The organism is Parapedobacter sp. GCM10030251 (genome assembly GCF_042666505.1).
In the GTDB taxonomy this organism is placed as follows: domain Bacteria; phylum Bacteroidota; class Bacteroidia; order Sphingobacteriales; family Sphingobacteriaceae; genus Parapedobacter.
Genome location: NZ_JBHTDN010000002.1, coordinates 50,775 through 64,797, shown reverse-complemented (window position 1 = coordinate 64,797; position 14,023 = coordinate 50,775). Strand labels below are relative to the sequence as shown.

The window sequence follows — 14,023 nt, the reverse complement described above, 5'->3', positions numbered from 1 at the left end:
GAGGAGGACGTTGCCGATGTGGTGCAACTGTTTATTTTTTATTTTTATCAATGGCGGATTCGATGACAACCTCGGCGGCTGGAAGACCCCTGCAAATGCCGATGCCACCGTTTCCATCGATACAACCGGGAAGCTTACTGGTTCCAAATCAGCGTATGTAGCGATAACGAACGCTGGCGCGGAATCAGCCGACATGATATTGTCCTGGCCTTTCCCCGGTAAAAAGGGAGAACGTTTTGAGGTCGGGATGACCGCTGTCGCCACCAAGCAATCGGGCTACTACCTACGGCTGGAACAGGTCGGTCCGGGCGGGAAACCATTGATGGATGAAGAAATCAGGGTGGAGACGAACCCGAAGCAAACACAGTTTGTGTCCGCACCCTTACCCGAGGATGGGCAATACCGGCTGGCTTTCTATCTAGGAGGCCATGGTGAGCGTACCGGGTTTTGGATCGATGATGTCGTACTTAACCCCGTGCAGAACGAGCAGGTAACCACGGAAAAAGAGAAAAGTAATACCAACCGATAATGATACGTTTTAAAGCGCCCATATGCTATCTGCTGACGATATGCACGGCAGCATGCTGCCAGGCTCAAACTGAACCCAGTAAGCCAAATATCATCCTGATTATGTCGGACGATATGGGGTATTCAGATCTTGGCTGTTATGGCGGTGAAATCGAAACACCCGCATTGGACGGCTTGGCTGAAGGAGGGGTGAGATTCACCCAGTTTTACAACGGTGCGCGGTGTTGTCCGACAAGGGCATCGTTGATCAGCGGGTTATATCCACATCAAACCGGAATCGGGCACATGACCAATCCCTCCGAAAACTTTGAGGTGCATGATTACGATGTGCCGGGATACCGCGGAGAACTCAGCCAGCAAACGAATACGCTGGCCGAGGTGCTTAAGACAGCGGGATACCGCACGTTGATGACCGGCAAATGGCATCTGGGGATGGAGCACCGTGAACAATGGCCGTTACAGCGGGGATTCGATCGGTTCTATGGTATATTGGACGGCGCCAGCAATTACTTTCAACCGGTGTATCCCAGGGGAATAACCCTGGGCAACGATCCGGTAGATGTGCAGGATTCAACGTATTACACGACAGATGCGTTTACCGACTATGCCATCCGCTTCATCGATGAAGGCAAGGAGGCAAACGAGCAGTCGCCTTTTTTTCTCTATTTAGCCTATACCGCGCCCCATTGGCCCTTACAGGCCCCGAAATCGGTTATCGACAAATATCGCGACCGGTATCATCGGGGATGGGAACCCCTACGACGCGAGCGGTATGCGAAAATGGTCGAACTGGGCTTGGTTGACCCGTCTTGGCGATTAAGTCCCGCTGATGGACTGGATTGGGATACACTGCGTACGGAAAAGCGGGTGGATTTGGCACTAAGGCGTGCCATTTACGCCGCACAGGTCGACCAGATTGATCGCAACATCGGCCGTCTGATCGACTACCTGAAGACGAACGGGTTGTTCGAGAATACCTTGATTATCTTTATCAATGATAATGGAGCCTGTGCGGAAGGAGGAATGGTGGGAGGAGGCAAGTCCGAGCAACTGGAAACAAAAGCCGGGTATTTCCTGACCTATGGCCAAAGTTGGGCCAATGCATCCAATACACCGTACCGGGAGTATAAGCATTGGGTGCATGAGGGTGGTATTTCTTCGCCGCTCATTGCGCACTGGCCGGCAGGGATTCCCGCTTCACTCCGGGGAACTTTGATCAACGAATATGGCTTTCTCCCCGATATCATGGCGACGTTTGCTGAGATCTCGGGTGCATCCTATCCGTCAACGCGAAAAGGCAAGCCCGTACCTTCAATGGTTGGAGAAAGTTTCCTTCCGTTGTTGAAAGGAAGCAACGCGCCCATTCATGACCAACCGATATTCTGGGAGCATGAGGGGAATAAGGCCGTACGTTTGGGTAACTACAAAGCGGTGATGAAGTGGGAGGAAGATAGGCCCGGAAAATGGGAGCTTTATGAGATTTCGAAAGATAGAACCGAATTAAATGACCTGAGTGAGAAAGAGCCGGATCGTTTGGCCTCGCTCGTGGCCGCTTGGGAAGAATGGGCCCGGACACACCAAGTTCGTCCGTGGGAGGAGATGCTAGCCCGTTTGCGGGCGAACGAACGCCGCACAAAAGAATAACAGGGGCAACGCAACTGCCCTGTTACCATATTCCCGGATCAGATTGACGCGATCACGTCGCGTCGGTAAAAGACAACGCAGCCCGTACCTTGGGAGCTATTTTGGTGCCGTAGATTTCAATGGATTTCATCATCATCGCATGAGACGGCGCCCCGATATCCATATGTGCTGCGAAACGGGTAAGTCCGAATAACTCCTGCATGTGCAGAATTTTATCGACCATCGCGTTCGGTTCGCCAATGAACAATGCGCCGTGTTTGGATTTTCCGAAATCGAATTGCGAACGTTGGTAAGGAGGCCAGCCCCGTGATCTGCCTACCCGGTCCATCTGTGCGGCATACAGCGGATAGTAGGCTTTACTCAGTTCCGCATCGTTATCGCCGAATAAGGCATGGGAATGAATGCCGACCTGAAGCTTAGCCGGGTCATGCCCGTTTTCGAGGTAAGTCTTTTTGTAAAGCTCGAAAAGCGGCTGGAATTGGGCGGGCGAGCCCCCAATGATGGCAATCATTAATGGTAGGCCCAATTTTCCGGCGCGGACAACCGAAGCGGTGGTTCCACCGACAGCGATCCAGATGGGCAGCTGGTTGCCTACCGCTCTCGGCAAAATTTCCTGATCCGTGAGCGCAGGCCTGAATTTACCCTGCCAGGTGACGCGTTCGTTCGCATTGATCGTTAAGAGCAAATCCAATTTTTCAGCAAATAATGCGTCGTAGTCGTGCAGGTTATATCCGAACAAAGGGAACGACTCAATGAAGCTTCCCCGGCCGGCCATGAGTTCGGCGCGGCCGCCCGATAATTGGTCGATCATCGCAAAGTTCTGGTAGAGCTTTACCGGATCGGAAGAACTCAGTACCGAGACTGCGCTGCCTAACTTAATTTTTTTGGTCACCGGAGCCGCAGCCGCCAGGACGATCTCCGGTGTAGGTACGGCATAGTCCGGCCGATGATGCTCGCCAATGCCGAAATAATCAAGTCCTACTTCGTCCATCAACTTGATTTCTTCAATGATTTCGCCTAACCTTTGTCCTGCGGACTGAAATTTACCGGTTGCTTGATCGACTTGCAAGTCCCCGAACATGCTGATGCCTAATTCCATTTTATTCTCCTTGATTGTTTAAACACAAATGTACGGAAGATATTTAAGGCAGATCTTGACATAGATTAAGAATAGTCTGGGTTTACAGATTGTCGAAAAATAAAATTTCCTTTTTCTTTCCGTAACCTATGCGTTACTTTTACCACTGAAATATTCAATTCATGCATGGAGGATATCCTTACGGCAGATGAGGCACAATTGCTATTGCGGCTAAAAGGAGGAGACGCTTTGGCATTTGGATTGATTTATGACCGGTACAAAGATCGGTTAGGGCATAGCCTACTTCATTTATTGAAGTCCGATATCCTCGTCGAAGAGGTGTTGCAAGACGTATTCCTGAAAATCTGGGAACAACGGGCATCCATAGATCCTACGCGTTCATTCAAAGCATATCTCTATCGCATCGCCGAAAATAGGGTCTATGATTTTTTCAGAAAGGCTGCAAAGGAACGGGGAATACTGCAAGAAATTATCGCGGCGAACAGCGAGCTTTATACACACGTGGAGGAAGCTTTGTTGAGAAAGGAGAATAGCGAGCTGCTGAACGATGTACTGGCCAGATTACCCTATCAGCGAAAGCGGATATTTGTCGCCTGTAAACTGGAGGGGAAAAGTTACAAGGAAGTCGCCGAAGAATTCGGTATATCAACCACCACCGTAAACGACCATATACAAAAGGCCATGCAGTACTTAAAAGCCAATATACACCGTATTCCGGCCGGCCAGTTTATGTTCCTTGTTTCAGTGTTTCTGCTGAAAAAATAAAAAAGTTGAAATCATAGCCGTGATTTTTTCGTTGCCATTCGTATTAGCAGTAAAATAACCTCTTATACACTTATATACGAATGCCAGAACGCGAAGATCGCAACGCCTTATTTGAAAAGTACCTATCGGGTGTATGTACACCAGAAGAAATCGCATTGATTGTCGACCAATTTGGCGTGGACGCAGATGAGGAGGCATTGCGGCATTTGATTCGAAAGGCATTGCTTAACAACCGCATGTCCAGTCCGTCGCTGGATGCAAAAGTTGTTGCCTTAACGCAAAATGTTGCGAGCCGGCTTACCCAAAAAATCGCATCCGAAAATTCCGGCAAAGACGGTAGGCAGGTGGTATGGTTAAAGAAGTGGTTGACGATTGCCGCCACCCTGATCGGATTTGTTTCCGCAGGCATCGGTATTTATTTCTTCGTTGCGGAAGATGTTGAACAAACCAAGCGCCTGACGAGTACGTATGGCGGGGAGGTATTACCCGGAGGCAATCGCGCAACGCTCAAACTAGCAGATGGCCGAACGGTGGAATTGAGTGAAAACCAATCGGGTATTGTAATTGGGAATGAAATTACTTATCGCGACGGTTCTTCGGTGCTAGCGGCAAGTGGTATCGTTTCCGGTAAAGACAATAGAAGTTCGATGGCTGAGGGAACGGATTTAATGTCGATCACAACCCCCAGGGGCGGGCAATACCAAGTCGCTTTGCCCGATGGATCCAAAGTCTGGCTAAATTCGGCCTCAACGCTGACGTATCCCTCTAAATTTGACCGTCGGGAACGGGTGGTCACGTTAGAAGGCGAAGCATATTTCGATGTGGCGCCACGTGAATACCCATTCCGTGTAAGAACGAAGCGTCAGACCGTAGAGGTATATGGTACGCAGTTTAATGTTTCTGCTTACCTAGAGGACGACGAGACAAAGACCACGTTAGTGACAGGGAGTGTGAAAGTCGAAAATGCGCTACGGACGGCTTCCAAATGGTTAGTTCCTAGTCAGCAAGCCACCTTGAGTGACGACGAGTTATCTGTAAGGGACGTAGATGTAACGCCCTACATCGATTGGAAGGACGGGCTGTTCAGTTTTCAGGAAACCAGTTTGCCAGACGCTATGGCGCAACTTAGCCGCTGGTACGACGTTGAAATCAGCTATGATCAGTCGGTTTCAATGATCTATTTTTTTGGCAAAATCAGGCGGGATAATAGCTTAAGTAACGTACTTAATATCTTACGGAAGAGCGGTTTGAATTTTAAGATTGAAAGTGACGGCGATAAAAATAGACTCCTCGTACTTCCCTAAGATGAGAAGGTCAGTAAACCAATTTGTTAACCAATTAAATTGATGATTGCGTATGAAAGAAGCAGTGACTTAGTAAAGCACGAAAGGCAAATCCAAAAAAAACCGAATAGTGGTTACGACACTATCCGGCTATGTTTTGGATTTGTATGCCGATGTTGGCAGAGCCAACAATCCGTATAAATGCATTTTTTATAAATACACATCCAAACAGTACAAACATATGAATTTTTACTCATGTGAAAGGGCCAGGTATGTGCCTTTGACTAACCAACTACTGCTGATAATGAAATTGGCGATTTTTTTGACAGTATTGACCGTGTTGCAGGCCTCGGCAACCAGTTTTGCCCAGCGGATTACGATGAAAGGCCGAAATGTCACCTTGAATGACGCAATGGAGGCTGTACAAAAACAAACCGGCTACCTGTTTTTCTTTCATGGCAAAGACATCGCGTATACCAAAATAAACGCAAACATTGCCGATGCCGATTTATCCAGAGCCATGGACATGTTGCTGGACGGACTGCCGTTGGCATGGACATTAGAGGAAGGGACCATCATTATTTCACGGAAAGCGGTAGAACGACCAACCGCAAGAACCGTGGCAGCAAATGCTGCGGCTGCCCAAAGACGGATAACGGGCCGGGTCTCGGATGACGCGGGCAAACCGTTGCCGGGGGCGACGGTCACCGTTAAGGGCACAACAACCGCTGTCACAACCGATGAGGCCGGGAATTACAGTATTGAGGCACCCCGGCAGTCCAATGCGCTGGTATTCACCATGGTTGGATTCGACTCACAGGAGCTTGCCATCAATGGGGCATCGCTTTTGAACGTTACGATGAAGGCGTCCGTCAGTGACTTAGAGGAAGTGGTTGTGGTTGGATATGGAACTATGCGGAAGTCGGATTTAACCGGGTCGGTGGCCCAGATTAAATCTGAAGATTTACAAGCAGTGCCTGTTTATAACATGGAACAGGCATTGAAAGGGCGTGTTGCCGGCGTACAGGTAACCCAGAATTCCGGACAGCCGGGGGGACGGATCGAAGTGCGCGTCCGCGGCGGGAACTCCATGATAGGCAACAATCAACCCTTGTATGTCGTCGATGGTTTTCCGGTAACAGGAGGAATCAATTTCCTGAATCCGGCAGATATCGAGTCCATTGATATCTTAAAAGATGCCTCGGCCACCGCAATATACGGCGCGCGGGGCGCCAATGGCGTTGTGATCATTACGTCCAAAAAAGGCAAGGCCAATCAGGGCGGCCGGATTGAACTAAACAGCTTCTATGGGATGCAAACTGAAACGAAGCGATACGACTTGCTCAATGCGAAGGAATATGCGGAAATAGCTAACGAGTGGTTACGGAACGGTGGACAAGAACCGTATTTCAATATTGACGAGGTGGAAAATCCGGGTACCGACTGGCAGGATGCGGTGCTGCGTACTGCACCGATTCAAGATCATACCCTTACGTTTACCGGCGGTTCCGAAAAGACCCAATACTCGGTGTCTGGTAATTATTACGGGCAGGACGGAATTTTAATTAACACCGGGGTAAAGCGTGGATCGGCACGAGTTAACCTGGGTCATGACATCAAAAATTGGCTGCGCTTCAATGTAAATCTGAATCTGTCACGCAGGGAGCAACTTTCGGTTCCGGTCAACAATGGCTACCGGGGTACATCCGTTTTATCCGCCGCCGCCTCGGCACCCCCAACGTTGCCCGTATATGACGAAAACGGGCTGCCCACGCAGATCGAGCGGATATATAGCTTTGGTTCTTCCGACATGCGCAACCCGTTGATTTTTGCGGGAGACAAAACGACGACCCTGGGGAATACCGTAATCGGTAATACGGGATTGGATGTCAAATTGACGGAAGATCTGGTGTTCCGTACCATGGTCGGATTGGAGTATGCGAATTCGCTGGCCGATCAGTTTACACCCATCATCTTCGAAACCGACCGCGGATTTGCACGACAACGTACCGATTACCGGAGCTCGTTCCTGAATGAAAATACGTTGACCTATACCAAGGAATTCGACGGCATCCATCGGTTGACGGCAATGGGCGGCTACACCTACCAAACGAATAGAAATCGGTATTTCGAGGCACGGGTATCCGGCCTGCCAGGCAATACCACGGGAAATTATGATCTTTCGGCCGCAGAAACCATTAACCCGCCTACGTCGGGTATTTCCGAGTGGGTACTGGCATCTTGGCTGGCCCGCGCTAATTATTCGTTTGCGGATAAGTACTTGCTGACCGCCAGCTTACGGGCAGATGGTTCATCCCGTTTCGGAAACAATAACAAGTGGGGGGTGTTTCCTTCGGCGGCGGTCGCGTGGAGAATTTCGGAAGAGGCATTCATGGATGATGTCGCGGTTATCAACGACCTGAAATTGCGGGCAAGCTATGGGATGACGGGCAATACCGCGTTGGATCCTTATCAATCGCTGGACCAAATGGTAGCGGTTCGCACCATTTACGGCGATAACGAAGAGATTGTGGGGTACGTTCCTAATGGTATCGCCAATGAAGACTTAAAATGGGAGACAACTGCACAGACCGATATCGGTTTGGACATCAGCCTCTGGAACAGCCGCTTGAATGTAACCGCCGATTACTATTGGAAATATACGACGGACTTGCTCGCATCGGTTCCGCTGCCGCCATCCGTGGGATTTGGATCCATGTTTCAGAATGTCGGGGAAATCAGGAATCAGGGATTTGAATTGGGAGTGAATGGTGATGTGCTGACCGGCGAGTGGAAGTGGAATGTGGCAGCGATGGTAGCTACCAACAAGAATGAAGTAATGAAGATTGCTGGCGGCAGTGATATCTACAGTGCAGGCCAAGCAGCCGTATGGTCCAGCACCAACATAGCCCGTGAAGGCGAGCCGTTGGGTGCACTCTTCGGGTACCTGGAGGACGGACTTAATGAAAACGGGCTGATCAAATATAAGGATACCAATGGCGATGGAATAGTAAATGCGCAGGATCGGGTGATTCTTGGAAATCCTGTTCCCGATTGGATATACAGCTTGAATTCAACACTTTCATACAAGGGAGTCAACCTGAATGTCTTTCTGGAGGGCGTACAGGGTAACGAGATCTTCAATGCGACAAATGGTACGCACCTGAATTCGTTTCAGCGGGGTAGCAACCAGTTCAAGGACATTATCGGGAATTATTGGACCGTTGAAAATCCGGATCCGAATGCCAAATATCCGAAAATCAGTGCCGCCTCCAACGTGGACATCTCAGACCGGTTTATCGAAAACGGCAGTTACCTGCGTGTGAAAAATATCAGCTTGGGTTATGATCTGCCGATGGCGAAATGGGGTGCGACTTGGTGCAATGCCATGCAGATCTACGTGTCGGGAACGAACCTGTTTACCTTTACGGACTATACCGGCCTGGATCCTGAAATTAACACGAGGGGTGAAGATTCACAGGACATCGGCAACCGTCTGCGGATGGGGCACGATCAGAGTGGCTACCCCAATGCGAAGGTTTATGCAATTGGTTTACGATTAACCCTTTAAAATGCACAAGAAGATGAAACATATAGGTATTTCGATAGTCGCCCTTACCGTATTATTTACGTCCTGTCAGAACATGCTGGACGAAGTTCCGAAGGACTTTGTGGCCAGAAATAATTATTACCAAAATGAAGCCGATGCCCAAGGCGCATTAAACGGTGCGTACAACACGCTGGGCCCTGATTTTTTCAACATTGAGGATTATATACTAAGTGAATTGCATGGTGATTACTTGGTCGGCAGAGGATCGCAAGCATCGATTTCCATCGTAAATCAGCTGCTAGACCAGCAGAACATTGGCCGGACAGCCGCTTTATGGTCGCGCTTATACATCGCCATAAACCGCGCCAATGCGGTATTGAACAACGTACCCGAGATCGCAAATATCAGCGATGCTGCACGAAGCCGTATCGTTGCGGAGGCGCACTTTATCCGTGCGCTGGCTTATTTTGAATTGGTGCGCGGATTTGGCCCGGTTCCGATCAAGATCAAGGAAAGTACCGACCTTTCCGAGTTGGAATCGCCAAGACGACCCGAAAACGAAGTATACGACCTTATCATTGCGGATGCATTGGCTGCCGAACAGGGATTGCTCGAAACGGTAAGCGGCACCGGCCAAGCTTCCAAGTCGGCAGCAAAAATGCTGCTCGCCCATGTGTATCTGACCATTGGCGATTGGGATGCAGCGGCCGCCAAAGCGGACGAGGTGATTTCCAGCGGAAAATACCAGCTTGTGAACGTGCAACAGCCCGATGATTTTTATAAAATTTTCGCGACCAATACCAGCTCAGAAGATATCATGTCGGTTCACCACTCCGAAACGCGGCAGTCCGAGATCACGAACTACCTGCATATGGGGAATAACCTTCCGTATAATTACGCGAGTACAGGTTATTTTGCATGGGTGCCTAACATGAACTCATTTATTGGCGAGGCTTGGTCCGAAGACGATCTGCGTAAACCGTTTAACCTTTATACGCACGTTCAGAACGCCGCTGGCGAATGGGTGCCGCTACCCGCGACGACCCCGGTTCTTTTCAAGAAGTTCATTACGGATAACAACGGGATGCGCACGTATAGCGTACCTATATACCGATATGCGGAAGCGTTGCTATTTTACGCGGAGGCTGCATGCCGGGCGGCAGGAGGTCCTTCTGCGCTGGCACTGGAACGGTTGAACATGATCAAGCGGCGTGCCTATGGGTACGACCCGGAGGCCCCGTCGCCGGTGGATTATTCGTCGGGCATGAGCGAAGAGGCGTTTGTGGAGGCGGTATTGCAGGAACGGGCATACGAGTTCCTGATTGAACGGCGCAGGTGGTGGGATCTCAAACGGACCGGAAAAGCAAAGGACGCATTCGCTGCGATCGGTAAAACGCTGATCGACGAACGACTGCTTTGGCCAATCCCTGAAAATGAAATCAATAATAACCCAGCGATCGGCCAGGAAGATCAAAATCCCGGTTACTGATGATTCGTTTTTTTGCTTCGATAGCTACAGTATGGATCGTAGGCTGTGCATGTTGTTGCGCACAGCCTACATATGCTACGAAGGAACCCGTCAACGCAGGGTATAACGTCTTGTTTATCATGGTGGACGATTTGCGCCCCCAGCTGGGATGTTACGGCGACACACTGGTGAAGACCCCTCATATTGATGAATTGGCAAAACGAGGTACCGTGTTTAACCGCGCCTATTGTCAGATGGCACTCTGTAACCCGTCGAGAGCATCGCTATTAACCGGATTGCGACCCGAAGAAACCGGCGTTTTTGATTTGACAACCCATTTTCGGGACCGCGTGCCTGATGCCATAACGTTGCCGCAGTTGTTTAAAAACAACGGCTGGTTCAGTCAGGGGCTCTATAAGATCTTCCACTTGATACCGAGTGATCCCCGTGCATTTGGTAACATGGACGATCCGCTTTCTTGGTCAAAACCATTGTGGCTGCCTACACGGTCTGTTTACGGACCGAATGGAGAAGCCATCCGGCAACAGAAACTGGCTGAGATGAAAGAAAAAGGAGAGCAGATGGATTACAGCAACATTCCGCGGGGATTTGCTACCGAAGCCCCCGAGATGGCAGATAGCCTGCTTGCGGATGGACAGACGGCCGAACAGGCGATCAAGACGCTGACGGAACTGCAAGACCAACGGTTTTTTCTGGCGGTGGGCTTTTATAAACCGCATCTTCCGTTTATCGCTCCCAAAAAATATTGGGATATGTACACTTCAGAGGAGCTGGTTCTTCCCCGAAACCGGTATGCACCGGCAGGGGCTCCGGAATTCGCACTGACCAAATATGCCGATCTTCGGGTGTACGAAGATTATAAACACGTGCGCTATCAGGACGATCTGCCGCTGGACCAACAGCGCGAACTGCTCCATGGCTACCTGGCTTGTATCAGCTACATAGACGGACAGGTGGGAAAAATACTCGCTGCATTGGACAGCTTGGAATTGCGTGATCGCACGATTGTCGTCCTGGTGGGCGATCACGGTTACCAGGTAGGGGAGCATAATATGTGGGCAACAAAGCATACCAATTACGAGACTTCGGTGCGGGCGCCTTTGATTGTTGCCAAGCCCGGACAACGGGCGCAGGGACGTGTTTCCGAAGCGTTGGTTGAGTTCGTTGATGTTTATCCAACACTGGCGGATCTCTGCCACCTGGATGCGCCGAAGGGGCTAACGGGTCAAAGCTTCGCTACGTTACTGGACAATCCGAAAGCCCGGTGGAGTAAAATCGTGGCTAGGAGTCAGTACCCGAAGAACGCGGATGGGAAACGGTTGATGGGGCGCAGCATTCGCACCGAGCGTTATCGGTTGGTGGAGTGGCAACCGAAATCGGGAAAGGAATCGGTATGGGAGTTATACGATCACCTGAAAGATCCGGAAGAAAACCGAAATGTTGCGGAGGTTCCGGAATACCAGGACACACTGCGTACACTGACTAAACTATTACAAGACAACTGGGAGCAACGAGCTCTACATGATTAATTACCAATGAATCTTAAACAAATCCAACTATCAAACGATGAAACGACTTAATGGCTATGTGTTATGTCTTTGGGTGGTGTGCTCAACATTCAGCGCCCAATCGCAGACAAAGGAATATGACTTGTGCATCTATGGTGGCACTTCGGCAGGTGTGGTGGCAGCATATACGGCGTCTAAAGCCGGGAAATCCGTGGTTCTGATCGAGCCCGGCGATCGACTGGGAGGCCTGAGCTCAGGTGGACTGGGTCAAACGGACATCGGTAACAAATACGTTGTGCGGGGATTGGCGCTCGATTTTTACCGGAAGATTGGCAAGCACTACGGCGCATTTGAACAATGGATATTCGAACCAAAAGTAGCCGAAGCGATCTTTAAGCAGTATATGGAAGATTGCGATGCTGATGTACAATTTGGGCAGTTGCTGATAGATATTGAGAAGGTAGGCAACAACATCACACAGGCGCGTTTCCAGTCGACTCAACAATTGGGCAAACCCTCGTTGACAGTAAAGGCGAAAGTGTATATGGATTGCACGTATGAGGGCGACCTGATGGCTGCGGCCGGCGTGAGCTATCACGTAGGACGGGAAGCCAACAGCGTCTACGGCGAGACCCTCAATGGCGTGCAACTGATGACCGGCCACCAGTTCCCGGATGGGGTGGATCCGTATGTCGAAAAAGGAAACCCCAAAAGCGGGTTACTGTGGGGAATACGCGACGGTGAATTACTGCCGGACGGTACGGGCGACGAGAAGGTGCAGGCCTATAATTACCGCATAACCCTTACAAATGTGCCGGAAAACAGGATACCCATCACAGAGCCGGATAATTATGATCCGAAACGTTATGAATTGCTGAAACGGCAGAAGGAAATCCAACCCTGGAAGGGGCTTAATGACGTGTTTATTTGGAGCCTTATGCCGAACGGCAAAACCGATATCAACAACCGGAACGGATTTTCTACCGACATGATTGGCATGAACTGGGATTACCCCGAGGCAGACTTCGTCCGTCGCCAGGAAATTATTAAAGCGCATGAGGACTACACCAAGGGGCTGCTTTATTTTGTAGGAAATGACCCTTCAGTGCCGGAATTCATCCGCAAGGAAATGCAACAATGGGGATATCCGAAAGATGAGTATGTGGCCAATAATCATTGGAGCCCTCAGCTGTATATCCGCGAAGCGCGGCGGATGATCGGTGAATTGGTAATGACGCAGCACCACTGCCAGGGGAGAGAAGTCGTAGATGATGAAGTAGGCTATGCAGCCTACACGATGGATTCGCATAATTGCGACCGGCTGGTGGTCAACGGGATGGTGAAGAATGAGGGAAATGTGGAAGTGGGCGGTTTCCCGCCGTTTCCGATTTCGTACCGCGCCATCGTGCCGAAGCGCGGCGAAGCCGGTAATTTACTGGTGCCTGTATGCCTCTCTGCAAGTCATATCGCATTCGGCTCCATACGCATGGAACCTGTATTTATGGTGCTTGGGCAATCCGCAGCGATAGCGGCATGTATCGCCCTTGATCAGGACGTTGCCGTGCAGGACGTAGATGTACAGCAAATCAAGTCGATATTGGCCAGCAACCCAAAGGCAGATTTCAGAAAAGCCGACTATTTGGTGAGCAGCACAGATGCGGATGCGGTGACTTTCGAGGGAACGTGGGGTCCGGGTAAATCAAAAGGCTATGGACGCAGCTATGTCCAGGCAGCCAGCGCGGACGGCTTAAGTACCGCGACCTTCAAGGCGACATCGCTCGCAGCGGGTACCTACGATGTGTACACGTATTTTCCGAAGACTGCGGAAAGTTCCGGGAAGTTGACATACACGGTTTTTGATGGCAAAACTGAAGACGAGCGGGTGTTAAATTTGTCGACCGTTGAAATCAAAGGGCAAACCTCCAGTACCTGGGTGTCTTTGGGGCGTTATACGGTAACCAGCGGAACCAAACCGCCAACCGTCACCCTGAGCACAAAAGGAGCAGAGGGAATCGTCGCTGCGAATGCGGTACTTTTCGTACCCTCGGACGATCAATAATACGAATAACTTCGTGACGATGCCCATCAGCGGAAAAAAGAGCGCTGATGGGCATTGTCATGTGTCAATAAACACGAAATGCAGGCCGATCACCGCGA

General features: G+C 50.2%; 9 protein-coding genes. 8 read left to right on the top strand and 1 reads right to left on the bottom strand.

Annotated features, from left to right (window positions below):
* Positions 1–16: 16 nt before the first annotated feature.
* Positions 17–529, top strand: coding sequence for a hypothetical protein (locus ACFQRK_RS06285; protein WP_379004737.1), 513 nt, complete (start codon positions 17–19; stop codon positions 527–529).
* Positions 529–2,172 carry an arylsulfatase gene (locus ACFQRK_RS06280; RefSeq protein ID WP_379004735.1) on the top strand — a complete coding sequence of 548 codons (1,644 nt, stop codon included), beginning with the start codon at positions 529–531 and terminating at the stop codon, positions 2,170–2,172. Before ACFQRK_RS06285 ends, ACFQRK_RS06280 begins: the two co-directional genes overlap by 1 nt.
* 52 nt (positions 2,173–2,224) lie before the next feature.
* On the opposite strand, the gene ACFQRK_RS06275 is transcribed toward ACFQRK_RS06280, so the two are convergent.
* Entirely contained in the window at positions 2,225–3,271 is a 1,047-nt protein-coding gene (locus ACFQRK_RS06275) for an LLM class flavin-dependent oxidoreductase (RefSeq protein WP_379004733.1), read from the bottom strand.
* A 165-nt stretch (positions 3,272–3,436) separates the two neighbouring features.
* Here ACFQRK_RS06275 and ACFQRK_RS06270 point away from each other — a divergent pair, with 165 nt between their 5' ends.
* The 6 genes from ACFQRK_RS06270 (at position 3,437) to ACFQRK_RS06245 (ending at position 13,925) form a co-directional block, all read left to right on the top strand.
* The gene (locus ACFQRK_RS06270; protein ID WP_379004731.1) at positions 3,437–4,036 is read left to right on the top strand and encodes an RNA polymerase sigma factor; all 600 of its coding nucleotides are present in this window, start codon (positions 3,437–3,439) and stop codon (positions 4,034–4,036) included.
* 80 nt (positions 4,037–4,116) lie between these two features.
* Positions 4,117–5,340, top strand: coding sequence for a FecR family protein (locus tag ACFQRK_RS06265; protein ID WP_379004729.1), 1,224 nt, complete (start codon positions 4,117–4,119; stop codon positions 5,338–5,340).
* 283 nt (positions 5,341–5,623) lie between these two features.
* The gene (locus ACFQRK_RS06260) at positions 5,624–8,890 is read left to right on the top strand and encodes a TonB-dependent receptor (protein WP_379004727.1); all 3,267 of its coding nucleotides are present in this window, start codon (positions 5,624–5,626) and stop codon (positions 8,888–8,890) included.
* Between the two features lie 13 nt (positions 8,891–8,903).
* Positions 8,904–10,358 carry a RagB/SusD family nutrient uptake outer membrane protein gene (locus ACFQRK_RS06255; RefSeq protein ID WP_379004726.1) on the top strand — a complete coding sequence of 485 codons (1,455 nt, stop codon included), beginning with the start codon at positions 8,904–8,906 and terminating at the stop codon, positions 10,356–10,358.
* Positions 10,358–11,887 (top strand): sulfatase, encoded by a 1,530-nt coding sequence (locus ACFQRK_RS06250; protein WP_379004724.1) that lies wholly within the window; start codon positions 10,358–10,360, stop codon positions 11,885–11,887. The genes ACFQRK_RS06255 and ACFQRK_RS06250 overlap by 1 nt, the downstream gene beginning before the upstream one ends.
* A 37-nt stretch (positions 11,888–11,924) precedes the next feature.
* A complete protein-coding gene (locus tag ACFQRK_RS06245; RefSeq protein ID WP_379004722.1) occupies positions 11,925–13,925 on the top strand; it encodes an FAD-dependent oxidoreductase in 2,001 nt (666 codons plus the stop codon).
* The last annotated feature ends 98 nt before the right edge of the window (positions 13,926–14,023 follow it).